Origin of the sequence: Nonomuraea typhae (assembly GCF_009760925.1) — a bacterium.
GTDB lineage: Bacteria > Actinomycetota > Actinomycetes > Streptosporangiales > Streptosporangiaceae > Nonomuraea > Nonomuraea typhae.
On sequence record NZ_VRLV01000001.1, the window covers coordinates 129,626 to 155,502 of the forward strand.

The 25,877-nt window shown below is 72.2% G+C and carries 20 protein-coding genes; 9 read left to right on the forward strand and 11 right to left on the reverse strand.

Annotation, left to right across the window (positions count from 1 at the left end; genetic code table 11):
* Positions 1 to 157: 157 nt before the first annotated feature.
* Positions 158 to 871, forward strand: a complete 714-nt coding sequence (locus FVE25_RS00640) for a PaaI family thioesterase (protein ID WP_157244379.1) — start codon at positions 158 to 160, stop codon at positions 869 to 871.
* Here the strand turns inward: FVE25_RS00640 and FVE25_RS00645 are convergent.
* A complete protein-coding gene (locus tag FVE25_RS00645) occupies positions 858 to 1,709 on the reverse strand; it encodes an alpha/beta hydrolase (RefSeq protein ID WP_157244380.1) in 852 nt (283 codons plus the stop codon). The two genes, FVE25_RS00640 and FVE25_RS00645, sit on opposite strands and share 14 nt — an antisense overlap.
* A 9-nt stretch (positions 1,710 to 1,718) precedes the next feature.
* On the reverse strand, positions 1,719 to 5,111 hold the full coding sequence (locus tag FVE25_RS56135; RefSeq protein ID WP_181019407.1) for a serine/threonine-protein kinase: 3,393 nt from the start codon (positions 5,109 to 5,111) through the stop codon (positions 1,719 to 1,721).
* A gap of 88 nt (positions 5,112 to 5,199) precedes the next feature.
* Between FVE25_RS56135 and FVE25_RS00655 the strand changes: the two genes are divergently transcribed.
* Positions 5,200 to 5,880: a type 1 glutamine amidotransferase gene (locus tag FVE25_RS00655; protein ID WP_157244382.1), complete on the forward strand. Its 681-nt coding sequence runs from the start codon at positions 5,200 to 5,202 to the stop codon at positions 5,878 to 5,880.
* Here FVE25_RS00655 and FVE25_RS00660 read toward each other — a convergent pair.
* Positions 5,861 to 6,388 (reverse strand): HXXEE domain-containing protein, encoded by a 528-nt coding sequence (locus tag FVE25_RS00660; RefSeq protein WP_181019408.1) that lies wholly within the window; start codon positions 6,386 to 6,388, stop codon positions 5,861 to 5,863. The genes FVE25_RS00655 and FVE25_RS00660 overlap by 20 nt on opposite strands.
* 81 nt (positions 6,389 to 6,469) lie before the next feature.
* On the opposite strand from FVE25_RS00660, the gene FVE25_RS00665 reads away from it, so the two are divergent.
* Complete coding sequence (locus FVE25_RS00665; RefSeq protein ID WP_157244383.1) at positions 6,470 to 9,415, forward strand: bifunctional [glutamine synthetase] adenylyltransferase/[glutamine synthetase]-adenylyl-L-tyrosine phosphorylase; 2,946 nt, start codon at positions 6,470 to 6,472, stop codon at positions 9,413 to 9,415.
* 4 nt (positions 9,416 to 9,419) lie between these two features.
* Here FVE25_RS00665 and FVE25_RS00670 read toward each other — a convergent pair whose 3' ends face one another.
* On the reverse strand, positions 9,420 to 11,447 hold the full coding sequence (locus FVE25_RS00670) for a tetratricopeptide repeat protein (protein WP_181019409.1): 2,028 nt from the start codon (positions 11,445 to 11,447) through the stop codon (positions 9,420 to 9,422).
* Positions 11,448 to 11,547: 100 nt separating this feature from the next.
* Here FVE25_RS00670 and FVE25_RS00675 point away from each other — a divergent pair, with 100 nt between their 5' ends.
* From FVE25_RS00675 to FVE25_RS00685, 3 genes are read left to right on the forward strand one after another with little or no spacing between them, the layout of a single operon-like run.
* Positions 11,548 to 12,579: a hypothetical protein gene (locus tag FVE25_RS00675; RefSeq protein ID WP_157244385.1), complete on the forward strand. Its 1,032-nt coding sequence runs from the start codon at positions 11,548 to 11,550 to the stop codon at positions 12,577 to 12,579.
* 9 nt (positions 12,580 to 12,588) lie between these two features.
* Positions 12,589 to 13,347, forward strand: a complete 759-nt coding sequence (locus FVE25_RS00680; RefSeq protein ID WP_157244386.1) for a phosphotransferase — start codon at positions 12,589 to 12,591, stop codon at positions 13,345 to 13,347.
* A 4-nt stretch (positions 13,348 to 13,351) separates the two neighbouring features.
* Positions 13,352 to 13,876 carry a GNAT family N-acetyltransferase gene (locus FVE25_RS00685; protein ID WP_157244387.1) on the forward strand — a complete coding sequence of 175 codons (525 nt, stop codon included), beginning with the start codon at positions 13,352 to 13,354 and terminating at the stop codon, positions 13,874 to 13,876.
* On the opposite strand, the gene FVE25_RS00690 is transcribed toward FVE25_RS00685, so the two are convergent.
* The 4 genes from FVE25_RS00690 to FVE25_RS00705 all read right to left on the reverse strand — a co-directional run bounded on the left by FVE25_RS00690 (position 13,873) and on the right by FVE25_RS00705 (position 17,957).
* On the reverse strand, positions 13,873 to 14,526 hold the full coding sequence (locus FVE25_RS00690; RefSeq protein ID WP_157244388.1) for a GOLPH3/VPS74 family protein: 654 nt from the start codon (positions 14,524 to 14,526) through the stop codon (positions 13,873 to 13,875). The genes FVE25_RS00685 and FVE25_RS00690 overlap by 4 nt on opposite strands.
* Positions 14,527 to 14,603: 77 nt before the next feature.
* On the reverse strand, positions 14,604 to 15,161 hold the full coding sequence (locus tag FVE25_RS00695) for a hypothetical protein (RefSeq protein WP_157244389.1): 558 nt from the start codon (positions 15,159 to 15,161) through the stop codon (positions 14,604 to 14,606).
* A gap of 234 nt (positions 15,162 to 15,395) precedes the next feature.
* On the reverse strand, positions 15,396 to 16,820 hold the full coding sequence (gene glnA / locus FVE25_RS00700; protein ID WP_157244390.1) for a type I glutamate--ammonia ligase: 1,425 nt from the start codon (positions 16,818 to 16,820) through the stop codon (positions 15,396 to 15,398).
* A 93-nt stretch (positions 16,821 to 16,913) separates the two neighbouring features.
* Positions 16,914 to 17,957: a hypothetical protein gene (locus FVE25_RS00705; RefSeq protein ID WP_157244391.1), complete on the reverse strand. Its 1,044-nt coding sequence runs from the start codon at positions 17,955 to 17,957 to the stop codon at positions 16,914 to 16,916.
* A gap of 90 nt (positions 17,958 to 18,047) precedes the next feature.
* Here FVE25_RS00705 and FVE25_RS00710 point away from each other — a divergent pair, with 90 nt between their 5' ends.
* The gene (locus FVE25_RS00710; RefSeq protein ID WP_157244392.1) at positions 18,048 to 18,509 is read left to right on the forward strand and encodes an RDD family protein; all 462 of its coding nucleotides are present in this window, start codon (positions 18,048 to 18,050) and stop codon (positions 18,507 to 18,509) included.
* A 19-nt stretch (positions 18,510 to 18,528) separates the two neighbouring features.
* Here FVE25_RS00710 and FVE25_RS00715 read toward each other — a convergent pair whose 3' ends face one another.
* Positions 18,529 to 22,812: a GH92 family glycosyl hydrolase gene (locus FVE25_RS00715; protein WP_157244393.1), complete on the reverse strand. Its 4,284-nt coding sequence runs from the start codon at positions 22,810 to 22,812 to the stop codon at positions 18,529 to 18,531.
* A gap of 116 nt (positions 22,813 to 22,928) precedes the next feature.
* Here FVE25_RS00715 and FVE25_RS00720 point away from each other — a divergent pair, with 116 nt between their 5' ends.
* The gene (locus tag FVE25_RS00720) at positions 22,929 to 23,537 is read left to right on the forward strand and encodes a TetR family transcriptional regulator (protein WP_157244394.1); all 609 of its coding nucleotides are present in this window, start codon (positions 22,929 to 22,931) and stop codon (positions 23,535 to 23,537) included.
* On the forward strand, positions 23,534 to 24,457 hold the full coding sequence (locus tag FVE25_RS00725) for a glycoside hydrolase family 113 protein (protein WP_157244395.1): 924 nt from the start codon (positions 23,534 to 23,536) through the stop codon (positions 24,455 to 24,457). The genes FVE25_RS00720 and FVE25_RS00725 overlap by 4 nt, the downstream gene beginning before the upstream one ends.
* Here the strand turns inward: FVE25_RS00725 and FVE25_RS00730 are convergent.
* Both FVE25_RS00730 and FVE25_RS00735 read right to left on the reverse strand, forming a co-directional pair.
* Complete coding sequence (locus FVE25_RS00730; protein WP_157244396.1) at positions 24,441 to 25,202, reverse strand: class I SAM-dependent methyltransferase; 762 nt, start codon at positions 25,200 to 25,202, stop codon at positions 24,441 to 24,443. The genes FVE25_RS00725 and FVE25_RS00730 overlap by 17 nt on opposite strands.
* Positions 25,202 to 25,876, reverse strand: a complete 675-nt coding sequence (locus FVE25_RS00735; protein WP_157244397.1) for a DUF4191 domain-containing protein — start codon at positions 25,874 to 25,876, stop codon at positions 25,202 to 25,204. The genes FVE25_RS00730 and FVE25_RS00735 overlap by 1 nt, the downstream gene beginning before the upstream one ends.
* Position 25,877 lies beyond the last annotated feature (1 nt).

Below are 25,877 nucleotides of genomic sequence, written 5' to 3' on the forward strand. Positions count from 1 at the left end.
GGTCCCGGCGGCTCGCCGGGACCCCGGAGATTTCCGTCCCGTCATCCGCCCGTAGGACCCCGGCTGCTCACGCTAAACCCGTCATCCCCTAAAATTGGCACGTTTGAAATGAAATTTCCGGCGTGGGCGTTATGACGCGACTGAGGAGGATGACTGTATGACGACGGCTGCTCTGCAGACTGTGCTGACCGTTCCCGAGCGCTTCCAGGGTCCCAAGGGGATCGCCAACGGAGGCTGGGTGGCCGGTACGGTCGCCGAAGCGCTGGGCGGTCGAGGCGCCGCCGTCGAGGTCACCCTCCACGCCCCCACCCCCCTGGACACCGAGCTGCGCCTGGAGCACATGGCCAACTGCGCCTCGCTCCACCACGGTGACAAGCTGCTGGCCGAGGCCATCCCGGTGCACGAGGACCTGAAGGCCCCCGAGTTCGTGCGCTTCGCCGACGCCGCCCGCGCCGAAGCCGGCTTCCCCGGCTGGCGCGGCCACGCCTTCCCCGACTGCTTCGTCTGCGGGCTGCGCGCCCCGGGCGACGGCCTGCGCATCTTCCCCGGCCCGGTCGAGGGCACCGACCTGGTCGCCGCCGGCTGGCGCGTTCCGTTCGCGGTCGCCGGTGAGGACGGCGTGCCCGACGCGATCGTCGGCGCCGCCCTCGACTGCGTGACCGGCTGGGCGCACTTCGGCCCCGGTGAGTCCGCCCTGCTGGGCCGCCTCGCCGTACAGATCCACGGCAAGGTCTACCCCGACGGCACGTACTCGGTCGTGGGCCGCGCCACCGGCAGCGAGGGCCGCAAGCTCTTCGGCGAGAGCGCCATCTACGACCAGGACGGCACGCTGGTCGCCGCCGCCCGCGCCACCTGGATCACGCCCCGCTGAGCCGGGCGGCCACGAGCGCCGCGCAGCGGTCGTCGAACATGATCGTGTAGTGGTTGCAATCGGGCACCAGCTCGTCGCGCAGGCCCGGCACCCGTGCCGTCCACTGCTCGGCGAGCGGGCCGGGCAGCATGCCGACATCCTGGTTCAGCAGCCCGCGCGGCGCCCGCAGCAACGTCACCGGCGCCTCGATCGCGGCCAGCGCCGCCCCGATCCGCGCGCCGTTGACCCGCATCCAGCGCCCGTCCTCGCGCACCGCCGCGCCGGCCGCGCGTGAGCGCAGCGCGCCCTCGGGCCCGGTCAGGTCGTAACGGACATACCGCTCGGCCTCCGGAGTCCAGTGGCCGATGAAGGCCGGGTGCGCCTGGAAGAAGGCCACGTAGTCCCCGGCCGTCGCGAACGTCTGGCTCAGGCGGGCGATGGCCGGGCCGAGCGTCGCCTCGATCTCGGCGTCCACGTCCGCCCCCGGCGGCACGGGCGGGAACGGCAGGCCGCCGTCGACCAGCACCACCCGCGAGAAGGCCCGCCGCGCTCCCGCCAGCACCGCCACGTAGGCGCCCATCGAGTGCCCGGTCAGCACGGCCTCCGGCCCGGCGCCGGCGTACTCGGCCACCCGCAGCACGTCCTCGGCATGCCGTTCGAGACCGTAGGGACCGGGCAGGCCGGCGCTGTGCCCGCGCCCGCGCAGGTCCATGGCCACCAGCGACCACTCCTCCGGCAGCCGCGCGGCCACCGCGTTCCACGCCATCAACGAGGCGGTGATGCCGTGCACCGCGACGATCACCTTCGGCCCGGTCCCGAAGACCGCGATCCGCATCCCCGCCACGTCGTCATATTTCATGACGTGATCTTAGGAGCATCCGCGCAGGTACGGCAGGCCCGGGTTGACGTGCGCCCGCCACTCCGCCTCGGTCAGCGACCGGCCGGCCCGGGCGCAGACGGCGGCGGCCACGCGCTCGGCGCCGACCGGATGCTCGTGCACGCTGCCGTCGCGATCCAGCGCCAGCAGGGTGCCGCCGTCGGCGCTGAAGGCCAGGGAGATCGTCTCCCGCTTCTCCGGGTCCAGGCCACCCCCGATGTCGCGCAGCATCCCCAGAGTCGTGCCGCTGACCGGGTCGAACAGCCGGATCCTGCCGTCGTGGCCGCCCCAGGTCGCGATCAGGTCCTCGCGCGGCGACCGGGCGCTGATCTCGCCGGCGCCGTTGGCGATCGCACCCGTGCGCCGGTAGGTGGCCAGATCCCACACGGTCAACCGGCGCCGCGAGTCGATCACGTACAGCGACGTCCCGGCCCGATCGAAGTGCAGGCCCACGACCAGGCTCTCCCTGCCCGTGCCGCCGAACGCCGCGCCCGCCGGATTGCCGGTCGCCACGCTCAGCACCCGCACCTCCCGCCCGCCGACCGCCAGGAACGCGCCGTCGAAGGAGAACCGGGTGAGCGCCACGTCGGCCTGCGCCGTCTGCCAGAGCATCCGGCGCGCCCGCCAGTCCCACATCTGCACCACGTACGTGTCGTCCGCCGCGACCAGCGACAACGCCAGGAGGGAGCCGTCCGGGCTGAAGGAGTACAGGTCGGGCTGCAGCTTCCTGCCGAGGCCGAGGGTGTGCGGGCGGCCGTTCTCCAGCACCGTCACCCGGCGCGCCCCCGCCCGGGCGCCCACCAGGAGCCGGCCGTCCGGGCTGAAGGCCGCCTGTTCCGCGCGCATCTTGCCCTCCACCCGTCCGTCACGCACCCGCCGCACCAGCATGTCGCCGTCGCCCGTGGTGAACGCCAGGCGCGTGCCGTCCGGGGCGAGCTGCCCGTTCATCACCGCCTCGCCCGGCCCGCCGTACAGGTCGGCGACGTCGATCGAGAACACCTGGTCGGCCTGCAGGTAGCGGAACGTGCTGCCGTCGAAGGCGCCGTACGGCCGCGCCGCGTCCTCCGCCTCGCCCCTGACCGGCACCGAGGTGAGCAGCTGGGTGTCGGACATCCGCCAGAACTGGATGGTCTCCGGCGCCACGGTGGCCACCAGGCGCGAGTCCCCGCTGAAGACCGGCGCGCCCTTGTTCCAGACGCCCTGGGTGCCGGCGCCGTCGAGATCGCCCAGCTCCTCGGCCCGCCCGGCGGCCGGCCCGGTCAGCCGTACCCGGTTCGGGTCGGGGACGCCCACCTCCTGGGCCCGCCAGCGCCCGTCCCGGCTGTAGACGGTGCCGGACGTCATGCGGGCCCGCCCGGTCGCGCCCGTGCGCAGGTCCCACAGCGTGCCGGCGTCCGCGGTGAGCAGGACCGGCCGCTCCTCGTCCCGGAAACGCACGTCCACCCACTGCCGGACCACCTCGATCGGCTTGGGGAACCGCCAGTTCCGCAGCGACCTTCCGGAGCGCGCGTCCCACGCCGTCGCCCGCTCGCCCGTGGCGACCACGAGCGTCCTGCCCGACGGCGACAGCGCGACCGCCCCCACCGGGTCCTTCTGCAGTCCCAGGGCCTTCACGCCCCCGGCCCGCCGCCCGGTCCGCAGATCCCACAGCCGGGCCTCGTCCCCGCTGACGCTGACGAACCAGCGCCCGTCCCCGCTGATCGCCCGCATGGTGTCCGGGGCGTTCGCCGGATCCCGGAACATGCCCGTGTCCCGCTGGTTCGCCGAGGTCGTCAGCTCCGCCCGCGTGTGCGGGGTCCGGTCCAGCCGCCAGGCCGTCACGCTGAACAGCGCCGCCAGCATCGGATCCGTCCGCCGCGTCGCCGCCGCCAGCGTCGCCAGCCGATCGGCCTCCGCCCGGCGCAACTGGCCCGCGATCTGCTCGGCCCGCGCATCCGCCAGCCGCCCCTGGTACACCGCCAGCCCACCGGCGACCAGCGCGATCACCAGCAGCCCCGCCAGGCTCAGCGAGATCAGCCTGCCGCGCCGCGCCCGCTGCCGCGACAGCCGCGCCCCCGCCTCCAGGAAAGCCTGCTCGGCCAGGGACAGCGTGATGTTCTTGCGCGCCGTCGCGGCCCACTGCAGGGCGCTCTCCAGGCTGCTGCCCTGAAACAGATCGCCGTCCCGCCGCCCCGCCGCATCCCACCTGGCCGCCGCCGCGAGAATCTCCCGGTGTACGGCGAGGCCGTCGCGATTGGCCTCGATCCAGCGGCGAAACCTCGGCCAGGCGTGCGGCAGCGCCGGGCGGGACAGCCGTACCTCCTCCGCCGACCTGGTCAGCATGTAGCCGAAGACCTCCAGCAGCCGCTTGGCCGCGGCCACCTCGGGCAGGGGGCGGCCCTCCAGGATCTCGGCCAGCGCGGCCGGCCGTACCGACAGCTCGCCGCTCGCCTGCACCGTGACCAGCCGCAGGAACACCTCGGGGGCCAGCTCGCGTTCGGCCGGCTCCAGCAGGTGGTAGGTCTCCTCGGCCAGCGTGCCCAGGGCCGGGTCGTCGGCCCGGCTCTCCATCCGCGCCGCCTCGCTGCCGCCGGCCGCCAGCAGATGCGCGGTGTCCAGCCGCGCGTCGCCGCTGACCAGCGCCAGGAGCAGGTCCTTCGCATGAGGACGGCCGGCCGGGTCCTTGCTGAACGCCGCCGCCACCAGGGGCCGCAGCGTCTCCGGCAGCGTGTTCAGGTCGGGCGTCGTGGACAGCACGCGGTGCATGACGCCGCCCAGGCTGTCGGCCGCGTACGGGTCCGCGCCGGTGGCGGCGAAGACCAGGATGCCGGCCCAGGCGTAGACGTCCGCCTTCGGTCCGGCCCGGTGCCCGGTGAACACCTCCGGGGCCATGTACGTGGGCGTCCCCGTGACCATGCCCGTGATGGTGAGCGACATCTCGGCGGTCCTGGCCACGCCGAAGTCGATCACCCGCGGCCCGTCCGGGCCCAGCAGGACGTTGTCCGGCTTGAGGTCGCGATGCACCACCCCGGCCTCGTGGATCGCCGTCAGCGCCGTGGCCACCGCCGTGGCCAGCCGGTGCAGTTCCCCGCCCGCGAACCGCCTGCCCCCGGCGACCGCGGCCCGCAGGCTCAGGCCCTCGACGTACTCGCTGACGATGTAGGGCCGCGGCCCGTCCAGGACGGCCTCCAGCACTTCGGCGATGCAGAAGGACGCCACCCGCTGGGCCGCCTCGGCCTCCCTGACCAGCTGGGCAGGCTGGTCCCCGTGTAACACCTTGATCGCCACCCGGCGGCCGTCCTCGCCGTAGCCCTCGTAGACGATCCCCTGCCCGCCCGTCCCGATCCGGCCCGCGAGCCAGTACGAGCCGAGCCGCTGCGGGTCCCCGTCGATCAGCTTCCCCATGGGCAGTTGGATGCCGGGAATCGGGAGAAAGTTCCGCCCTGATGATCGAGGGCAAAGCTGGGATGATTGTCCAGGTAAATTACGCCATATGCGGATTACCGTCATCGAACATGAGGCCGACGCGCCCCTCGGCTACTTCGCCGCCTGGCTCGGCCTTCCCTGCGACGTCATCCGCCCCTACCTCGGCGAGCCCGTGCCCGAACACGCCGCCGACGGCCTCATCGTCCTCGGCGGGGAGATGGCCGCCTGGGAGGACGAGCGCTGCCCCTGGCTCCCCGCCACCCGCGCCCTCATCCGCCGGTCCGTCGCCGGCGGCCTCCCGGTGCTCGGCATCTGCCTCGGCGCCCAGCTCATGGCCCTGGCCTGCGGCGGCACCGTCGAACGCGGCGCCGCGGGCGTCGAGGTCGGCACCTGCGCCCTCACCTTCCTCCCCGCCGCGCAGGACGACCCGCTCCTGTCGCCGGTCGTCCGGGCGGAAGCCGTGGCCGCCCAGTTCCACGGCGACGCGATGACCTCCCTGCCCGAGGGGGCGACCCTCCTCATGACCGGCGAGCGCTACCCCCACCAGGCGTTCCGGCTGGGGGAGCGTGCCTGGGGGGTGCAGTTCCACCCGGAGGTCACGCCGGAGATCTTCGCCGGCTGGATCGCCGCCACCGGCCGGGACCCGGCCCTGGCCGCCGAGGTGAAGGCCGCCGACGCCGACCTCGTGGCGACCTGGCGCCCGGTCGCGGAGGCGTTCGCCGGGATCGTCAGAACCACCGGCCGCTGACCCGCGCCTTCCGCGGCCGGGTGGCCAGACGGGCCAGCGCGTGCACCCCGCCCACCACCGCGGGGAATGCCATCAGCCCGGCCGCGCTCCCGCGCACCGGCACCCCCGCGGCCTTCAACCGCCGCCACGCCCAGACGGAGAACGGCAGCACCATCAGCGGCGAGGTCACCACCCCCGGCGTGTAACCGCGCACGATCGCGGCCTGCGCCAGGTGCACCAGCCCGTGCAGCCCGAACCCGGCGAGCACCGACTGGAACACCGGGCTCCGCCCGCCCGTCCGCGCCCCGTCCGCCGCCGCCCCCGCGATCACCCCCGCCATCAGCCCGATCGCCACGTTGACCTGCTTCTGCGACAGCTCGAAGCGCCCCCACGGAACCCGGGGAAACCGCTCCTCCAACTGCGCCCGGTTCTCCCGCATCCAGGCGGCCATCGTGGCCAGCTCCTCCGCGTCGTGCACCGCCCACGCGGCCAGCAGCCCCCACGTCACCGTCGCCGGAACCTCGCCCATGACCGTCTCCTCCACAGAAATGCAACGCAACGTTGCGTCCTACTTTAGGTCGCGCCAAAGGCCGCCTGTCAAGATGGGACCGTGCCGAGGATCGAGTCCACCGCAGCCCGCCTGGCCAAGCTCGGCTTCGCCGACGGCGCCCGGGCCGCCCGCCTGGCCGCCACCCTCGACACCCCCGAGGCCGAGGAACTCCTGCAGGACCTGGTCCGGGTGGCCGACCCGGACCTCGCGCTGACCTCGCTCACCCGGCTGGCCGAGCGCGACCCCGGCGTTCTGCGCACCCTGTCCGGCGACCGGCCGCTGCGGGAGCGACTGTTCGCCGTGCTGGGAGTGAGCGCCGCGCTCGGGGAACACCTGGTCCGGCATCCCGGTCAGACGGCGCTGCTGGCCGTACCCGAACTGGGGGATCCGCGCGAGGAGCTGCTGCGCGCGGTCGGCGCCGATCCCGCCGCGCCCGAGTCCCGCGCCGGCGCGGACGACGCGCTCGTGGCGCTCCGCGTCGCCTACCGGGGACGGCTCCTGCACCTGGCCGCCCGCGACCTCACCGGCGCGGCCGCCCACGCCGAGGTGACCGCCGAGCTGTCCGACCTCGCGGGCGCGGCGCTGGAGGCGGCGCTCGCCATCGCGCGGGCCGAGGCCGGCGACGGCGCGGAGCCGGTCCGGCTGGCCGTCATCGGCATGGGCAAATGCGGCGCCCGCGAGCTCAACTACATCAGCGACGTCGACGTCGTGTTCGTCGCCGAACCGCACGAGGGCGCCGACGAGACCAAGGCGCTGCGTACCGCCACCCGGCTGGCCCAGGCGATGATGCGGGCCTGCTCGGCGGCCACCTCCGAGGGCGCGCTGTGGGAGGTGGACGCGGGGCTGCGGCCGGAGGGCCGCTCGGGGCCGCTGGTCCGGACCCTGGCCAGCCACCTGGCGTACTACCGCCGCTGGGCCAAGACGTGGGAGTTCCAGGCGTTGCTCAAGGCCCGGCCGGTCGCGGGGGACGCCGAGCTGGGCGCCGCCTACGTCTCGGCCGTGAACGACCTGGTCTGGTCGGCCGCCACCCGGGAGAACTTCGTCGAGGACGTCCAGGCGATGCGCCGCCGGGTGGAGGAGCACGTCCGGGCGGAGGGGGAGCGGCAGATCAAGCTCGGCCCCGGCGGGCTGCGCGACATCGAGTTCGCCGTGCAACTGCTGCAGCTCGTGCACGGCCGCCTCGACCCGCTGCTGCGCCGCAAGGCGACGCTCCCGGCGCTGGCCGCGCTGTCCAGGGGCGGATACGTGGGCAGGGAGGACGCGCGCGGCCTCGCCGAGGCGTACACGTTCCTGCGCCGGGTCGAGCACCTGCTCCAGCTGCACCGGTTGCGCCGCACCCACGTGCTGCCCGCCGCCGAGGAGGACCTGCGCCGCCTCGGCCGCGCGCTGGGCACGCAGGTCGACCCGGTGGGCGAGTTCACCGGCCGCTGGCGCCGGCACGCGATGGAGGCCCGGCGCCTGCACGAGAAACTGTTCTACCGTCCGCTGCTCCAGGCGGTCGCGAGACTGCCGGAGTCGGAGGCCCGCCTGTCCACGTCCGCCGCGATGGCCCGCCTGGAGGCGCTCGGCTACGTGGACCCGGCGGGCGCGCTGCGCCACATCGCCGCCCTCACCAGCGGCGTCTCGCGGCGCGCGGCCATCCAGCGCACGCTGCTGCCGGTCATGCTCGGCTGGTTCGCCGGCACCCCGGACCCGGACGCCGGCCTGCTCGGCTTCCGCCAGGTCAGCGACAAGCTCGGCTCCACGCCGTGGTACCTGCGCCTGCTGCGCGACGAGACCGCCGTGGCCAGCCGGATGGCCCGCGTCCTGGGCACCAGCCGGTATGCGACCGGCCTGCTCACGCACGCCCCCGAGGCGGTCCCGCTGCTGGGCTCCGACGCCGAGCTCGCCGCCCGCCCCGCCGCCGCGCTGCTGGCCGAGGCCGGCGCCGCCGTCTCACGGCACGACGACGCCGAATCGGCCGTGGGCGCCGTGCGGGCGCTGCGCCGCAAGGAGCTCTTCCGTACGGCTGTCGCCGACATCTCCGGCCTCCTCGACATCGAGCAGGTGGGCGTCGCCCTGTCGGAGCTCAACGACGTCACCATCCGGGCGGCGCTGGACGCGGCCGTGGCCAAGGTCACCCTGGAACGCCGCGCACCCCTCCCGACCCGCGTCGCGGTGATCGCCATGGGACGGCTGGGCGGCATGGAGTGCTCGTACGCCAGCGACGCCGACGTGATGTTCGTCCACGCGCCACTGCCCGCTGAAGCGGAGCGGGACGCCACGGACGCGGCCTTCGCGGTGGCCAACGAGGTGCGCCGCCTCCTCGCCCTCCCGGCCCCCGACCCGCCCCTGCTCATCGACCCCGACCTGCGCCCAGAGGGCCGCCAGGGCCCGCTGGTGCGCACCCTGGCCTCCTACGCGGCCTACTACGCGAGGTGGTCGTCCCCCTGGGAGTCGCAGGCCCTGCTGCGCGCCCGGTTCTCGGCCGGGGACGCCGGCCTGGGGGCGGAGTTCACGGAGATGATCGACCGGATCCGCTACCCGGCGGGCGGGATCGGGGACGACGCCGTCCGGGAGATCCGGCGGCTGAAGGCCAGAATGGAGGCCGAGCGGCTGCCGCGCGGCGCCGATCCGGCCCTGCACACCAAGCTCGGCCCCGGCGGGCTGTCCGACGTCGAGTGGGTCGCCCAGCTCCTGCAGCTCCGGCACGCGCACGAGCATCCGTCCCTGCGCACGACCAGGACCCTGGAGACGCTGCGCGCGGCGGTGGCGGCGGAGCTGCTCGGCCCGGCCGACGCCGGGGAACTGACCGGGGCCTGGCGCTTCGCCTCCCGGATCAGGGACGCGATCATGCTGATCAAGGGCCGCCCGGGTGACAGCGTCCCCGTGGACGCCCGCGAGCGGCGCCTGGTCGCGCGCACGCTCGGCTACCCGCCCGACGGCTCGGAGGACTTCCTGAACGACTACCGCCGGGTCACCCGCCGCGCCCGCCAGGTGATGGAAGACGTCTTCTACGGCGGCTGAGCCCCTACCTGCCGGGCCCGGCGAGCCTGTCCAGCTGCTCGCGCGCCTGCTCGGTCACCCCGTGCCCGGCCCCGAGCACCCGCTCGGCGATCTCCATGATCTCCGCGTACAGCTCCCGCGCCGGCTCCGGCCGCCCGGTCAGCGCCAGGTACTCGGCGAACACCGCCTTCGTCTGCAGGGTGAACATGTTGTCCGCCCCGAGCACCCGCTCGTACCCGGCCACGCACTCCCGGTACAGAAGAGTGGCCCGCTCGTCGTCCCCGGCGTTCCCCGCCACCATCGCCAGCCCCCGACCGGCCATCAGCGTGTCGGGATCGTCCACCCCCAGCTCCCGCTCGCAGTCGACGAGCGTGGCCTCCATCAGCGTGATCGCCCGGGGATGGTCCCCGGTGTGGCTGACGGTCAGCGCCAGGAGGTTCCGCTGGCCCAGCGTCGTGCGATGCGCGGGCCCGAGGATCCGGGTGTGCTCGTTCACCGCCCGCTCGTACATGGGCATGGCCGACATCGGATCGTTGTTGAGGCTGTGCGCCCCGGCCAGTCCGGCATACGCCTTGAGCGTCCCGGGGTGGTCGCTGCCGAACACCCGGATGTGGTCGGCGATGGACTGCTGGTAGAGCTCGATGGCCCGCTCCGGCTGCCGCAGATGGCTGTAGGAGAAGGCGAGGTCGGAGCGCACGTTGAGGGTCGCCGCGTCATCCGGCCCGAGCACCCGCGTGAAGTCGGCCAGGCAGTCCTCGTAGATCCGCACGGCCTCCGCGTTGCTGGAGTGCCGGCCCTTGTACGCGATGGCCAGCTGCAGCAGGGAGATCAGATCGGGTACGGCCCGCCCGGCGGCGTGCCGGTAGACCGCCTCGGTCTGGGTGACGAACGACTCCCAGCGGTCCCGTTTCACCCACATGTCCGTGGGCCGGTAGGCGGTCAGCAGGACGGTCGCCCGATCGACGGCCCGCCGCGTCGCCCCGGGATCGCGTTCGCGCAGGACCCGCTGCGTCACCCGGTGGGCCACCACCGATAACCGATCCTGACTCCAGGACAGCAACGAGCGCCGGGCGAGCGCGGCGAGCAGATCCCGGACGTCGTCGTCCTCCGCCGGGCCCAGCAGGTACGTGGGCACCCCGTCGGGCGACAGCACGGAGATCGCGCTCAGCAGCTCGGCCGCGCCGGCCACCTCGGCCTCGGCCGCCTCGACGGCCAGGATCACCGCCTGAACCACGCTGTCGGGATAGGCGTCGCCCTCGATCCGCCGCAGGTTCCGGTCGAGCGGCACCCGCCGCAGCGAGGCGAGATAGCCGGCGTACGGCGTGCCGCGCTCCTCGATCAGCGCCGCGGCCTGCGCGAGGGCCAGCGCCAGGTGGCCGAGCTCCCGCGCGAGGGCGGCTGCCCCCGAGGGGTCGCCGAGCCCGGTCGCCCGCTCCAGGAAGGCGACCGACTCCCGCTCGGTGAACACCTCCACCGGCACCCGCGCGCCCAGCCGGTCGAAGGCACGGTCCCGGGTGGTGATGACGGTCTGGACGTTGCCGGTGGCCGGAACCCAGCGGCGCAGCTCGGCCACCCCGGCGGCGTTGTCGAAGACCAGCAGGCAGGGCCGCGTCTGGGCGGCCAGCCAGTCGTGCGCCTTCTCGGCCGCCTCCACCGTGGAGTCGCCGGACTCACGCAGCCCGGCCCGCCCGGCCAGCCGGCCCAGCCCGGTGACGATCTGGTCGTGGGTCTCGGCGTGAATCCAGGCCACGACGGCGAACCCAGCCGCCTGGCACTCGCGGGCGTACGCGGCGGCCATGGTGGTCTTGCCGACCCCCGGCGCCCCGGTGACCGAGCGGACCACGCTCACCCGGTCGTCGGCCCGCAGCCCGGACATGATGCCGGGCCGTTCCTGGAAGGCGGGCGGACGCTGCGGGATGTCGCCCACGACGAGCTGCCCGGCGGCCGCGGGCGTCCCGACATGGACGGTGTTGTGATCGCCTGGAATGACGATCGCGCGCTCGCCGATGCTCTCGGCCGCCACAGCCCGCTCGCCCGCCGCGTCCTGGGTCATAGCCCAGTATGAGCACGCCGGCAGCAGATGCGTTCCGATCCGTCGCATTGCGTTGCGGGCTTTCCGCGCCGGGTGTATCAAAGCGCGGGGGTGATCCTTTTTGCTGTCTCTTTACATTGACCTGGCCATCGGCCTGATCCTGACGTTCCTGCTGCTGTCGCTGCTGGTCAGCGGCATCAACGAGGGGATCGTCCGGCTGCTGGCGATCCGCAGCAAGTTCCTGTGGGCGTATCTGCGCGACACCATGGACGGCGCCGACAAGGGGCGGGCGTGGCTGCCTGCCAAGATCCGCGACGTGTTCGCCGTGCTGCCGTTCTCCCGCGACCCTCGGCCCGCCCACAGCGACCAGCCGGCGCCGGTGGAGTCGACGATGCCCGCGCCCGAGACCAAGTCCGGCGACGAGATGACCACGCTGCTGTACGAGCGGGTCCGCGAGATCGACCATCCGAAGACGGGCAGGACCAGCATCGCCAACATCCCGCCCGGCCGGTTCGCGGTCGCGATGCTGGAACTGGCCGCCTCCGACCCGGGCGGCGTCGAGGGCTGGCTGGCCAAGCTGAAGGCGATGAAAAGCCCGCTGTACGGCCACCTCCTCGGGGTCTGGGAGGGCGCCCAGCGCGACCTCGACCGGTTCCGGCAGGGGGTGGAGACCTGGTTCGACGGCGAGATGCAGCGCCTGTCGCTGCTGTACAAGCGCTACGTCAAATGGGTCATGGCCGCGCTCGGCCTGGTCGTGGTGCTGCTGTTCAGCGTGGACGGCCTGCAGTACGCCAAGACGCTGCTGCGCGACAACGCGCTGCGCACCGGCGTGGCCGCGGTGGCCTCCGGCGACCCGGCCACGGTCGCCGAGCTGAAGCGGAAGTGCACCGCCGACGTCCAGCTGACCGACTGCCTCACCGAGACGCTGAGCTCACCGGCCCTGGTCAAGATCTTCGACCACGCGATCGTGAGCCTGACGTTCCCAGCCAGCGGCGACCCCGGCGTGCGCTGGAACGGCGCCGTGTGGTGGGACCGCCTGACCACGCCCAGCCACTGGCCCGGCTTCCTGCTCACCTACGTGGCACTGCTGTTCGGCGCGTCGTTCTGGTGGGACCTCCTGCGCCGCATCACCGGCATCAAGCTGCGCCGATAAGATCACCATATGCGCAGGATCGAGGACTACGCCCGTGCCATGGGCCGCCCCGCAGCCGCCCTGCGCCTGCTCGGCGGTGAGCACGCCGACGTCGTCCTCGACGACGCGACCGGCCTGGCCTGGCGCTTCCCCCGCTACGACGCGCCCGTGGCGCCGCTGGCCGAGCGCATCACCCTGGCCCGCGCCCACGGCCTGCCCGCCCCCGAGGTGGTCGAGGTCCGCCCCGGCTGCCTGGTCACGCGCCTGCTCCCGGGCGTCCCGCTGACCCCGGACACGCCGCTGGACCCCGACGCCCCGGCCGCCCTCCTGCGCCGCCTCGCCGCCGTCCCGGCAGCAGGCGGTACGGCCTGGCGCGCGGAATGGCACGAGCTCGAGGCGGAGGTACGGCGGCGCGTGGCCCCTCTGCTGTCCCCGGCGGCGCGCCGCAGGGCGCTGGCCGAGGCCGAGAAGGCGCGGCAGACGGCCGACACCGCCCCCATCGGCTTCGTCCACGGCGACCTGGGCGGCGCCAACGTGCTCGTCGAGGACGGCCGCATCACCGGCATCCTGGACTGGGACGGCGCCGGCCCCGGCGACCCGGCCGTGGACTACGCCGCGCTGTCCGTCTCCGCCCCCGAACCGGCCAGGAGACGGCTGGCCGTACACTTTCCCGACCTCGACGCGCGGGCCCAGGCGTACGCGGCGACCTTCGCCCTGCAGGAGGCCGTGCACGGTTTGCTGCATGACGACCGCGAAGCGGTAGAGGCGGGGCTTTTGTCCTATTGTTGAGCGGATGGACACCGAGCGACTGATCCTGCGCCGCTGGCGCGCAGCGGACCGCGAGCCGTTCGCCGCGCTGAACGCCGACCCCGAGGTGATGGCGCACTTCCCCAGCCTGTTGACCCGCGAGCAGAGCGACGGTTTCGCCGACCGCATCGAGGCCGCGTTCGAGCGGCAGGGCTACGGCCTGTGGGCGCTGGAGGTGCGCGAGACCGGCGCCTTCATCGGCTTCACCGGCCTGATCTATTGGGACTTTCCCGCCCACTTCACCCCCGCGGTCGAGGTGGCCTGGCGCCTGGCCCGGCACGCCTGGGGTCACGGCTACGCCACCGAGGCGGCCCGGGCCGCCCTGGAGTTCGGCTTCACCGAAGCCGGCCTGAAGGAGATCGTCTCCATGACCGACGTGGGCAACACCCGCTCGAGAGCGGTCATGGAACGCCTGGGCATGACCCGGGACCCGGCCGACGACTTCGACTACCCGAACCTGCCCGAGGACAGCCCGCTGCGCCGTACCGTCCTCTACCGCCTGAGCCGTTAGGGCGAGCCGTCGCCGAACACGGTGTTGAAAGCCGTTTCCACGACGTTCCCCCGATCGCCGCGCCCGTAGTAGTCGAGGAGCGCCCGGCCGACCCAGTCGCCGGCCACGAGCTCCTCGACGCGGGCGGCGTCGGCGCCGGGAAACAGCCGCCCGGTCAGCTTCGCCGCGTGCACCAGCGCCAGGACCGCCGCCGTCCGCCCGCCGGCCTCGGCGCCGTCGAGCCCCGCCTGGATCCTCGAGCGGATCTCCAGCTCGAACCCGGGATCGCCCTGCGGATAGCGGGTGCTGGCGAACACCCCGAAGCTCCGCCGCCGGTCCACCCGCAGCGCGCCCGCCTCGGCCAGCGACTCGAGCACCCGGACGGGTTCCTGCCGGGCGTGCAGCCGGACGAACCACCGGTGCGGCTCCAGCGTGCTGCCGACCTCCGCGATGGCGGCCAGCACCTCGTCCAGGGCCCGATCCCCGGTCGGCGTGGCGTCCGCCACCGCCACCCCGCCGTCCTCGTCCAGCTCCACGCGCCCATCGAGCGCCAGCTCGGACAGCAGCGCCGCAACCAGGACGAGCTTGACGCGCTCTTCCTTGACCAGCGGCTTGCCGTCGTCGTCCCCGTAGGCCAGGAGCACGAACTCCTCGGCGATGCTCAGCGTCATGCCCCGAGTGTGCGGCCTGCCCCTGGGGCAGGTGCAGACCCAGGCGTCATCTCCTCGACCTGACAAACATCATGAAATCACCTCAGGTATGGGCCGGCATCGGTGATGCGCGTGAGCTCGATGTCGGCAATCGATATGCCGGAGGCGTCAAGTTCGAGGAACACCTCGCCCAGCCGGCCCAGCGCCACCCAATGCTCTCCGGCGTGAATCACCGTCAATTCCACCATTTCTCCGTCAATGGAGACGGTGACGCGTTCCGCGTCGTCCTCGGCGGGGAAGTCCTGCCGAATGCCGCGCGCCGGAGACGGATTCGCCACTCTCCTGGCCAGGGCCATGGCCGCGTGGAACCTGGCCACCCGGGAGGTCGGCGGCGCCCAGAAGCTGCTGACGTTCAGATCCGCCTCGCCGGAGATCCGGTGCGTCAGCGTCAGCCTGGTCGTGGGTTCCCGGCACTCGCAGCCGATCCCGCGGACCACGTCCCAGGTGAAAGGGAGGCCGAAGACGGGAAAGGCGGGATTGCGGCACCAGGCGGGCGCGTCGTCGCCGTCCGCGGCCCGTCCGCGTGTCGGTTCGCGGGTCGGTCCGCCGCGCAGCCGCGACCGGAGCGATCGGAGCAGATCCTTCAGGCCGGGCATATTGAACGCGGATCGGTTAATCGGCAAATGATTCCGCAGAACCGCGACATCGGCCGCCCCCTCGTTTGATGTATTCAAACGTTAGATTGGCGAATTGTGTGCGTCAAGTCCCTCCTTCGGCATTGCGAATGCAATTCTCGAATAGAGTTCTAAATATAGAAAAAATGTAGATCCATGAAAATGGCCCCGGCATCGATACCGATGCCGGGGCCGGGGCCGCCCTGCGGGGGCGGGCTACACGTCGTAGTACAACTCGAACTCGTGCGGATGCGGCCGCAGCCGGATCGGGTCCACCTCGTTCTCGCGCTTGTAGGCGATCCACGTCTCGATCAGGTCAGGCGTGAACACGCCGCCCTCGAGCAGGTAGTCGTGGTCGGCCTCGAGGGCGCTGAGGACCTCGCTCAGCGAGCCGGGCACCTGCGGGATGTTGCGGGCCTCCTCGGGCGGCAGCTCGTAGAGGTCCTTGTCGACCGGCTCCGGCGGCTCGATCTTGTTGCGGATGCCGTCGATGCCGGCCATGAGCATGGCGGCGAAGGCGAAGTACGGGTTGCACGAGGGGTCCGGCACGCGGAACTCGATGCGCTTGGCCTTCGGGTTGGAGCCGGTGATCGGGATGCGCACGCAGGCCGAGCGGTTGCGCTGGGAGTAGACCAGGTTGACCGGCGCCTCGTAGCCCGGGACCAGGCGGTGGTAGGAGTTGACCGTCGGGTTGGTGAAGGCCAGCAGCGACGGGGCGTGCTTGAGCAGGCCGCCGATGTAGTAGCGGGCGGTGTCGGACAGGCCGGCGTAGCCCACCTCGTCGTAGAACAGCGGCGCGCCGTCCTTCCACAGCGACTGGTGGCAGTGCATGCCGGAGCCGTTGTCACCGAAGATCGGCTTGGGCATGAAGGTGACCGTGTGGCCGTACTCCAGGGCGGTGCTCTTGATGACGTACTTGTAGAGCATCAGGTTGTCGGCGGTCTTGAGCAGCGTGCCGAACCTGAAGTCGATCTCGGCCTGGCCGGCGGTGCCCACCTCGTGGTGCTGCATCTCGACGTCGATGCCGCATTCGATGAGGTTGCGGACCATCTCCGAGCGCAGGTCGGTGAAGTGGTCCATCGGCGGCACCGGGAAGTAGCCGCCCTTGTAGCGCGGCTTGTAGCCGAGGTTGCCGCCTTCGGTGGCCTTGCCGGTGTTCCAGGCGCCCTCGATGGAGTCGATGTAGTAGTAGCCGGCGTTCTCCCGCGTCTCGAAGCGCACGTCGTCGAAGATGTAGAACTCCGCCTCGGGGCCGAAGTACACGGTATCGGCGATGCCGGTGCCCTTGAGGTACTCCTCCGCCTTGCGGGCGACGTTGCGCGGGTCGCGGCTGTATGCCTCGCCGGTCAGCGGGTCGTGCACGAAGAAGTTGATGTTGAGCGTCTTGTGCTGGCGGAACGGGTCCAGGACGGCGCTGGCGGGGTCGGGCAGCAGCAGCATGTCCGACTCGTGGATGGCCTGGAAGCCGCGGATCGACGAGCCGTCGAACATGAGGCCGTCGGTGAAGACGCTGGCGCCGAAGTTCTCGACCGGGAAGGTGAAGTGGTGCGTCGTCCCCGGCAGGTCGGTGAACCTGACATCGACGAACTGCACCCCTTCGTCGCTGATGAACTTCAGGACGTCGTCGGCGGAGTTGAACACTCTCGAACCTCCCTGGGGACGGGTATCAGCCCGACGGTAGGGGGAGGCGATTTCCGCGCCGTGTCTCGTGTGTTTCGCCGTTGTTAAGGGGGCTCACGCCTCGATGGTGTTCCGGCAGCCGGAGTCGGAGCCGGGGTAGACCGGGTGGATGAAGCGGTCCTTGGTGTCGCAGCGCACCGGCGTCGCGCTGGCGCGGAGGTCCTCGACCAGGACGCGGCCGCCTTCGCGGAGGCGGAACGTGCCGCGGGGCTGGACCACCAGGCGGACGACCCGCTGGGGATGGCCGACCGGCTGGACGGCGTAGACGACGCGGTACCTGACCGTGACGCGGACGCCGCCGCCCGCGTACGGGGAAAGCTCTGTGGTGCCGTCCACCTTGATCACGTCGGTGGCGAGCTCCGCGGTCCCGGGCGCGAACGCGGTGACCAGCCCGTCGGCCATCTCCCGCTGCTCAGGCTCCAGGACCCCGCGCAGGGTGATGGCCGGGCCGCCCATGATGGCCGTGGGGTCGAGATAGGCGGCGATCATCAGCTCGCGCACCCGCCCCAGGCCGGTGGCGACGTCCTTCTTCGGCAGCCCGCCGAGCGCCTCGGCCGCGGGCATCGCGAACCCGGCCGCGCCGTCGGCGAAACCCGCCTCCGGCGAGCCCGCGAAGGGGTCCGCGGGCCGCGGGCCGTCCGAGGGGCGCGGGTCTCCTGAGAGCTGCGGGTCGGACGGATCCTGCGGGTCGGACGGATCCTGCGGGTTGGACGGGTCCTGCGGGTTCGATGGGTCCTGCGGGTTCGATGGGTCCTGCGGGTCTGAGGGGATCTGCGGGTCCGCCGACAGCAGCGGGTCCTCGATCGAGGGCAGGCCGTCCGGTACGGCGGGCGACAGGAAGTCCGGACGGAAGGCCAGGACGGACCCGGCGGACACCAGCACGGCGAAGGCCACCACCACGGCCAGCCACCCCCGCCGGCGGCGGCCACCCCCGTAACCGGGCGGACCCCAGGACCCCGCCGAGCCGCCGGACCTGCGCGCCCGTGGAGCGGGCCGGGCCTGGCGGGCGGCCTTGGCGGCGGCCTCGCGCATCTGCCGCTGCTCGTCCTCCGGAATCTGGGACACCAGCTCCTTGAAGCGTGCGTCGAGGTCATCCATGAGGAGACATCATGCGCGCGGAAACGCCCTGGCAGAAGCGCGATTGGGTCACAATCGCGACCACCGCCCCCGCCGGATACCGTTGGTGTCATGACTGACAAGCAGCCGCGCTGGACGCAGACCTGGCTCGGCGGCGTGCGTGCCGCCGGGGTCGACCTCGGATATCCGGGGCAGCGGCTGGGCTTGCCCGAGGAGGGCAGCGGCGCCGTGGCCGGGTGGGGGCGGCGGATCGGGGCGCTGGTCATCGACTGGATGATCTGCACGTGGGCCATCGCGCAGCTCATCCTGCGCACGAGCCCGGCCGAGGCGCCCTGGCTGCCGGCGGCGATCTTCGCGGTGCAGTACCTGGTGCTGGTGACGACGCTGGGCCAGACGTTCGGGCACCGGCTGATGAAGATCAAGGTCGTCGCCATGGACGGCGGCGTCCCGAGATTGTTCCCGGTGTTCGTGCGCACGGTCCTGCTCATGCTGGCGGTGCCCGCGGTGGTCTACGACCGTGACAACCGCGGGCTGCACGACCGGTCCTCGAACACGATCGTGGTGAACATGTAGCCCGCCCGGGCCGCATCTCTCACATGGCGGCGCACTGTCCCGTCACGGGCCCGCCGGCCGTGTTCGGCAGGCCGTTGGAGACCGGTGGCGGCCGGTTGCCCGAGCAGGTGAGCGGGCCACGCACCCGGGAGGCGGCCAGCAGCGGCCCGGTGTTGCCCGTCAGCGTCATCGGCCCGCCCGCGGTGACCGCTTCGAGCGTGAGCGCGGCGACGCCGGTGGCGGTCACGGGACCGCCCACGGCCGTGCCGAGCAGGGCCACGTTCTCCGCGTCCGTGGCGGTCAGCGGGCCGCCGATCTCCGCGGACTCCAGCGCGTACAGGCTCGCGCCCTTGCGGACGACCACCGGGCCGGTGACCTTCGCGCCCGCCGCCAGGCACGTCACGCCGGAGCTCACGGTGAGCGGGCCGGCGTGGGTGCCGGTGATCGTCCGCGTGCAGGCGGGGTCGGGCTGGGCGAGGAGTTCCAGCTCGGCCAGGGTGCCGGGGGCGGTCAGCCGGTAGTGGGCGTACCGGCCGGGTTTGGCGATCTTGAACGGCCTGGTCTGCCGGGCCCAGGTGAACGTCTCGTTCTCGCGCCGGTCCACGACCGTCCAGGTGGTCCCGTCGAGGGAGCCCTCCAGCGTCCACGCCGCCGGGCCGGTGGCCGCCGAGGTGAGCGTGTAGAACGTGGCCCTCTCGCGGGCGCCCGCCTTCAGGACCACCGGGCCGGTCAGGGTGGCGGTGGTGGCCGAGGTGTCGTCCGACAGCGCCGCCGGGCCGCCGCTGACCGGGAGGTCGCGCAGCGGGCGCGGCGCCGCGCCGTCCGGGGTGATCGACTCCAGCGGCCGGCCCCACGAGGACGGTTTCGCGCCCATGGTGAAGTCGAGTACGGCGCCGCCGGCCAGCAGGTCGTGCGGCAGCGAGGTCGAGGTCCACGCCCTGCCGTTCACCTTGAGCCCTTGGACGTAGACGTTGGCCGCGCTGTTGCCCGGAGCGTTGATCACCAGGTCCTTGCCCGACGGCAGGTGCACGGTGGCCTTGGTGAACAGCGGCGAGCCGACCGTGTAGTGCGGGCTGCCGATCTGGAGCGGGTAGAAGCCGAGCGCGCTGAACAGGTACCACGCCGACATCTCGCCGTTGTCCTCGTCGCCGGCGTAGCCCTGGCCGATCTCGCTGCCCAGGTACAGGCGCGAGAGCGCTTCACGGACCTTGGCCTGCGTCTTCCACGGCTGGCCCGCGTAGGTGTACATGTACGGAATGTGGTGGCTGGGCTGGTTGCTGTGGCCGTACTGGCCCATGCGCACGTCCCTGGCCTCGCGCATCTCGTGGATGACGCTGGGGTAGGAGCCGCGCAGCGTGGCCGTTTCCGGGGTGGCGAAGAAGTCGTCCAGCTTCTTGGCCAGCGCGGGCCGCCCGCCGTACAGGCTGGCGAGGCCGACGCCGTCCTGGGGGGCGTGGAAGGCCATGTTCCAGCCGTTGGTCTCGGTGTAGTCGAAGCCCCAGACCCGGGGATCGTAGGTGTCCTTGGTGTGCCGCCACTTGCCGGTGGAGTCGCGGCCCTGGAAGAAGCCGGTCGCGGGGTCCCACATGTGGACGTAGTTCAGGGCACGGCTGCGGAAATATTCGGCTTCTTCGAGATATTTCGACTTAAGGGGGCCGGTGGCGGATTTGGCGAGTTCCTTGGCCATCTCCGAGATGCCGAAGTCGTTGATGTAGCCGTCCACCGCCCACGACATGGCCTCGCCGGTCTCGTTCAGCGCCGTGTACCCGCGGAACGGCGAGGTGGCCATGCCCTTGCGGCCCACCGAGGCGTTCGGCGGCACCGTGGTCGCGTTGCGCAGCGCCGCCTGGTAGGCCGCGGCGGCGTCGAAGCCCCGCACACCCTTGGTGTAGGCGTCGGCGAAGGCCACGTCCGAGCTGGTGCCCACCATGAGGTCGGCGTAGCCGGGGGAGGACCAGCGGGCGATCCAGCCGCCGTCGCGGTACTGCTGGACGAAGCCGTCGACCAGTTCCCCGGCCTGCGGTGACAGCAGGGCGTAGGCGGGCCACGTCGTCCGATAGGTGTCCCAGAACCCGTTGTTGACGTAGATCTTGCCGTCCACGATCTTCGCACCGGTCTGCGTGGGCGTGTTCTGCCCGGTGGGCGGCGAGACCGGGCTGGCGTACCGGGGCCCGTCGGGCGTGTTCTCGAACCCGGAGTTCGGATACAGGAACAACCGGTACAGGTTTGAGTACAACGTCGTGAGCTGGTCCCGCGAGGCGCCCTCGACCTCGATCACCCCGAGCTTCTCCTCCCAGGCCCGCTTGGCCCGCGCCTTCACCGGCTCGAACCCGTCGGCCACCTCGGCGAGGTTCAGCCGCGCCTGCTCGACACCGATGAACGAGGTGGCGATGCGCATGCTGACCTGCCGGTCGGCGAAGCGCACGTATCCGGTGACGTTGTCGCGCCCGGCGCCGGTCAGCTTGCCGCCCGCCGTGACGGGCCGGTCGAAGACGGCGTACACGAACATCCGCGTCGCCCCCGCCGACAGGCCGCTGCGTGCGTCGGTGTACCCGGTCACCACCCCGTCGGGCCCGATGGTCAGCCCGCCGTTGTCGTCGTAGTTGTCGAAGATCAGGCTGCCGCCGTCCCCGGGGAAGGTGAAGCGGAAGACCGCCGAATGGTCGGCGGGGGCGATCTCGGTGCGGATCCCGTTGTTCAGCTCCACCCCGTAGGAGTACGGCCGGGCCGTCTCCTTGTCGTGCGTGAACGGCGTCGCCCTGGCCACCCGGTCGGCGCTCGGCAGCGCCAGCGTCGACGGCATCACCTGGAAGGACTGCCGGTCGCCCATCCACGGGCTCGGCTGGTGCGAGGCGGCGAACGCCTGGATCGTGGGCACGTTGTCCGGATTGCCGTTGCGGTGGTACTCGTACAGCCAGGAGTTCGACCCGGACCCGGTCATCGGCGTCCAGAAGGTGAACCCGTGCGGCACCGCCGTGGCCGGGAAGTTGTTGCCCCGCGAGAACCCGCCGGTCGAGCTCGTGCCCCGGGTCGTCACCGCGTAGTCGGCCACGCTCGCCGGCCGCTCGCCGGAGGCGGGGGCGATGAGGACGTCGTCCACCCACCCCTTGAACGGCAGCGGCCCCGCCGGGGCGTCGAAGCCGACGAGGATGCGCTTGATCCGCTTGCCCTCGGCCACGTCGCCGATCCGGACGACCTTGTTGTTCCACTGGTCGGCATACAGCGTCTTGGACTCGCCCTGGGCCCGTGGGCTGAGCCGTACCCCGTGATGGTCTTGCGCCTTGAGGCCGCTGAGGTAGGTGCCGTCGTCGAAGGCGAGGTCCAGCGCGCCGTAGGTGCTGGGGTAGGCCATGGACGCCCCGGTGAACTCGGGGAAGATCTTGTAGGTGAGCTCGGTGTCCGCCTTGACCTCGACGTCGGTCTCGAACACCTTGTTCGTCGCGTGCCCGCCGCGCTCGGCGGTGGTGCTGCCGGAGTACCGGAACGCCTGGACCCCGGTGTAGCCGGCGCGCGGCTTGGCGGTGAACCCGCTGCCCGGCCCGGGGCCGATCAGGGTGCGCATCGGCGAGGGCGGCTTGGGCGCGGTGTCCCCGTCGGACAACTGCAGCTCGGCCAGTTGCACGATCCCGCCCGACCCGTTGCGGGTGACGTTCAGCCGGTAGTGGAGGTACGGCGCGGCGGCGGCGACCTCGAACTCCCGGGTCTTGAACCGGGCGTCGAACGTCTCACCGGCGCGGGTGTCCACGGCCGTCCAGTTCCGCCCGTCGTCGGAGCCCTCCAGCCGCCAGTCGCGGGGATCCCGCTCGGGCGCGTCGTTGGCGCTGGCCAGGGCGTACCTGACCACCTTGATCGGCTTGGCCAGCTTGACCGAGACCCATCCGGTGCCGGCGAACACCAGCCACTTGGTGTTGACGTCGCCGTCGAGGAGGTTCTCCTTGACCTCGCCCGCGGCGGTGAACTCCCCGCTGGCGGCGATCTCGACGATCTCGTCGGTGATGTTGCCGGGGATGCCGCCCGTGCTGCTGCCGGTGATCCCTTCGGAGGGCTTGCCCTCTTCGCCGGTGTTGAGCCAGGTCGGCGGGGTTTGCCCGGTCTCGAAGGAGGAGTAGAAGAGCGCTCCCGGCGGCGGCGCGGCGGCGGCCGTGCGCGCGGCGGAGCGCTGGGCGGGCGGCTGTTCCTCGATGGGAGCGGGCTGCGTGGGGGCCGCGGACGGCGCGTCCGACGGCAGCGGCGACGGCGGCGGATCGGCTGCCGCCACCCCGGATAACCCCGCGAACACCGCTAAGGCGACGGCCGTGACGACCGTCAGATGCGTTCTACGCATACGACCCTCCTGACAACGTTGTCACAAGGAGAAACTGTTTAGACAACGTTGTCAATGGCTCGTTAGAAACCGTACCGGGTTTACTTTTGAACTCGGTATGGATTAGCCTCGGCGTCATGGTCGGGGTGAGCAAGGAGAAGAAGGCCCAGCGGCGCAAGCACATCGGCGACACCGCCCTGCGCCTGTTCGCCGAGCGCGGGTTCGAGGCGGTCACGGTCAACGAGATCGCCGAAGCCGCCGGAGTGGCCAAGGTGACGCTGTTCAACTACTTCCCCAGCAAGGAGGCCCTCGTCCTGGAGGGCGTCGAGGAGGACATCGCCGGCATCGTCGCCGGCCGCCGCAGGGGCCAGAGCGTGCTCGGCGTCCTGCGCGAGCACTACCTGGGCTTCGGCGCGCGCATCGAGGCCGAGGCGGACATCGGCGAGCTCGTCAGCCGGATGAAGGTCATCGTCGAAAGCCCCGCGCTGATCGCCGCCGTCCAGCGCATCCAGTACGGCCAGCGCGCCGCCCTGGCGATGGTCCTCGACGGCCGCGACACCTGGCACTTCCCGGCCGACCTCACCGCCGACCTGATGGCGGCCCAGATCACGGCCACGATCCAGCTGCTGCAAGAGGCGTTCTTCGAGCGCCTGGCCGGCGGCATGAGCGTGCGGGAGGCGGGGGAGTCCCTGCGCCCCGACGTGGACCGGGCCTTCGACCTGCTGGAAAGGGGATATGGCACATGAAGAAGGGCATCAACTACGACACCGGTTTCCTGCCGGAGCCGGACACCACCCGCCCGGTGTTCGAGCGGGAGACCGTACGCCGGGAGATGCGCGTGATCGCCGGTGACCTGCACTGCCAGGCCGTACGCGTGTCGGGAGGCAACCCCGAGCGGCTCAGCGTCGCGGCCGAGGAGGCCGCGGCGGCCGGGCTGGAGGTGTACTTCGCGCCGTTCCCGGTGGACCTGACCACCGGGGAGATGCTGGACCTCTACGCCGAATGCGCCCGCCGCGCCCGGGCGGTCGACGGCCGCGTGACCCTGGTCACCGGGTGCGAGACCAGCGCCTTCGGCCAGGGTTTCATGCCCGGCAACACCTACACCGAGCGCCTGGAGGCGATGGCCGACTCCGAGGTCGCCTGGTGGGAGAACCTCGGCCCGATCATCGAACGCCTCAACGCCTTCCTGGCCGAGGCCGCCGCGACGGCCAGGAAACACTTCGACGGCCCCGTCACCTACGCCAGCGCCCCCTGGGAGCCGATCGACTGGACCCCGTTCGACCTGGTCGGCGTCGACGCCTACCGGGCCGGCTACAACGAGCGGACCTTCCCCGAGGAGATCCGCGCCCACCGCGCCCACGGCAAGCCGGTGATCGTCACCGAGTTCGGCACCTGCGCCTATCAAGGGGCCGCGCAGCTCGGCGGCATGGCCTGGCAGCCCCCGGCCGGCGCCGTCCCCGACGAGCAGGAGCAGGTCCGCTACCTCGACGACCTGCTGGACGTCTTCGAGCAGGAGGGCGTGGACACCGCCCTGTGGTTCACCTTCGCCACCTACACGCGGCCCGGTCCCGACGACCTGGGCGCCTACGGCGTGGTCCGCATGCTCGACGAGACCCGCTGGGAGCCCAAGGCGGTCTTCCACGCCATGGCTAGGCGCTACAGCTGAAGATCGCGGTCCCGGGCAGATGGCGGCCCCGCAGCGGGCTCCACCCGCCCCACACCCGCTCGTGCCCCGCCGGCCACTCGGGCTCGGTCAGCCCGTCCAGCCGCAGCCCGGCCGCCGCCAGCAACCCCACCCAGTCGCCCATCGTGCGATGGTGCTCGACGTAGGTGACCTCGCCGCGCTGCCCGGTCTCGGTGTACGGCGTGCGGTCGAAGTAGGACCGATCGGAGGTCAGCCCCCGCGGCCCCGGGTCGTCGGGGAAGGCCCACCGGACCGGATGGCTCACCGAGAACACGAACCGCCCGCCGGGCCGCAGCACCCGGCGCACCTCCCGGAAGACCGCCGACGGCTCGGCCACGAACGGCAACGCCCCGAAGGCCGAGCACGCCAGGTCGAACACACCCTCACGGTACGGCAGCGCCTCGGCGTCGGCCTGGACGACCGGCACGTGGACCCCGGTCTCCAGGTCGATCCGCTGGGAGTGCCGCAGCTGCCGATGGGAGATGTCGAAGGCGGCGACCCGCGCCCCCTGACCGGCCAGCCACCGCGCGCACTGCGCGGCCCCGCAGCCGATCTCCAGCACGGCCCGCCCGTCCACCTCGCCCAGCAGGCGGGCATCGGCCTCGTCGAGCCCCTCCGGGCACCACACGAACCGGGCGTCACCGAGGAAACCGCCGTGCTCACCCTGGTAGTCGTCGGCGTTGCCGTCCCACCACCAGCGGTTGGCCCGCGACGACTGCGACAGCACTAGCGCATCTTGGGGCCGCGCGGCACGCGCGCGCCCTTCGGCATGGGGCCCTTGGGCAGCGGCATGTTCTTGGGCAGGGACCGCAGCCGGTCCTTGACCTCGTTGACCGCGGGCTTCTTGAGGTTGCGCGGCAGCTTCATGATGTGCCGCTGCAGCTTGGCCAGCGGCACCTGGCCCTCGCCGTCACCGCACTGGATGTCGTAGATCTCGATGCCGAGCGCCACCCGCGAGATGCGCTTCTTCTCCGCGGTCAGCATGCGCGCCACCCGGTTGCCCGGTCCCTCGGAGACCAGCACGACGCCGGGGTAGCCGACGACCATGTGGATGAGGTCCTGGTCGCGGTTGACCGCGATGGCCGGGGTGACCTGCCAGTTGCCCCGCATGCCCTGCAGGACCGCGGCGGCGGCGCCGGTCTGGCCGTGCAGGATGGAGTACTGCGCGCGCTGCGCGAGCTGGCCGAAGACCACCAGGCCGACGGTGAAGGCCAGCATGATGCCCAGGATGATCGAGTAGACCAGCTGGTCGAGGACGATGCCGATGACCACGGCAACCGCGAGCGTGGCGACCGCCGAGAGGAACACGATCGGCAACCCCTTGGGGTTGGCCTGGTTGATGATCTGCGCGATCATGCGGAGCTGCTTGATGCGGCCCGGCTTCTCTTCTGCGGTTGCCATG

Bases quoted from the DNA above. Each gene is read 5' to 3' on its own strand.
- FVE25_RS00685 (WP_157244387.1), top strand. From the start codon at position 13,352: ATGGACACCGAGCGACTGATCCTGCGCCGCTGGCGCGCAGCGGACCGC.
- FVE25_RS00695 (WP_157244389.1), bottom strand. From the start codon at position 15,161: ATGCCCGGCCTGAAGGATCTGCTCCGATCGCTCCGGTCGCGGCTGCGC.
- FVE25_RS00680 (WP_157244386.1), top strand. From the start codon at position 12,589: ATGCGCAGGATCGAGGACTACGCCCGTGCCATGGGCCGCCCCGCAGCC.
- FVE25_RS00705 (WP_157244391.1), bottom strand. From the start codon at position 17,957: ATGGATGACCTCGACGCACGCTTCAAGGAGCTGGTGTCCCAGATTCCG.
- FVE25_RS00690 (WP_157244388.1), bottom strand. From the start codon at position 14,526: ATGACGCTGAGCATCGCCGAGGAGTTCGTGCTCCTGGCCTACGGGGAC.
- FVE25_RS00720 (WP_157244394.1), top strand. From the start codon at position 22,929: ATGGTCGGGGTGAGCAAGGAGAAGAAGGCCCAGCGGCGCAAGCACATC.
- FVE25_RS00660 (WP_181019408.1), bottom strand. From the start codon at position 6,388: ATGGGCGAGGTTCCGGCGACGGTGACGTGGGGGCTGCTGGCCGCGTGG.
- FVE25_RS00655 (WP_157244382.1), top strand. From the start codon at position 5,200: ATGCGGATTACCGTCATCGAACATGAGGCCGACGCGCCCCTCGGCTAC.
- FVE25_RS00710 (WP_157244392.1), top strand. From the start codon at position 18,048: ATGACTGACAAGCAGCCGCGCTGGACGCAGACCTGGCTCGGCGGCGTG.
- FVE25_RS00735 (WP_157244397.1), bottom strand. From the start codon at position 25,876: ATGGCAACCGCAGAAGAGAAGCCGGGCCGCATCAAGCAGCTCCGCATG.
- FVE25_RS56135 (WP_181019407.1), bottom strand. From the start codon at position 5,111: ATGGGGAAGCTGATCGACGGGGACCCGCAGCGGCTCGGCTCGTACTGG.
- FVE25_RS00725 (WP_157244395.1), top strand. From the start codon at position 23,534: ATGAAGAAGGGCATCAACTACGACACCGGTTTCCTGCCGGAGCCGGAC.
- FVE25_RS00645 (WP_157244380.1), bottom strand. From the start codon at position 1,709: ATGAAATATGACGACGTGGCGGGGATGCGGATCGCGGTCTTCGGGACC.
- FVE25_RS00640 (WP_157244379.1), top strand. From the start codon at position 158: ATGACGACGGCTGCTCTGCAGACTGTGCTGACCGTTCCCGAGCGCTTC.
- FVE25_RS00670 (WP_181019409.1), bottom strand. From the start codon at position 11,447: ATGACCCAGGACGCGGCGGGCGAGCGGGCTGTGGCGGCCGAGAGCATC.
- FVE25_RS00715 (WP_157244393.1), bottom strand. From the start codon at position 22,812: ATGCGTAGAACGCATCTGACGGTCGTCACGGCCGTCGCCTTAGCGGTG.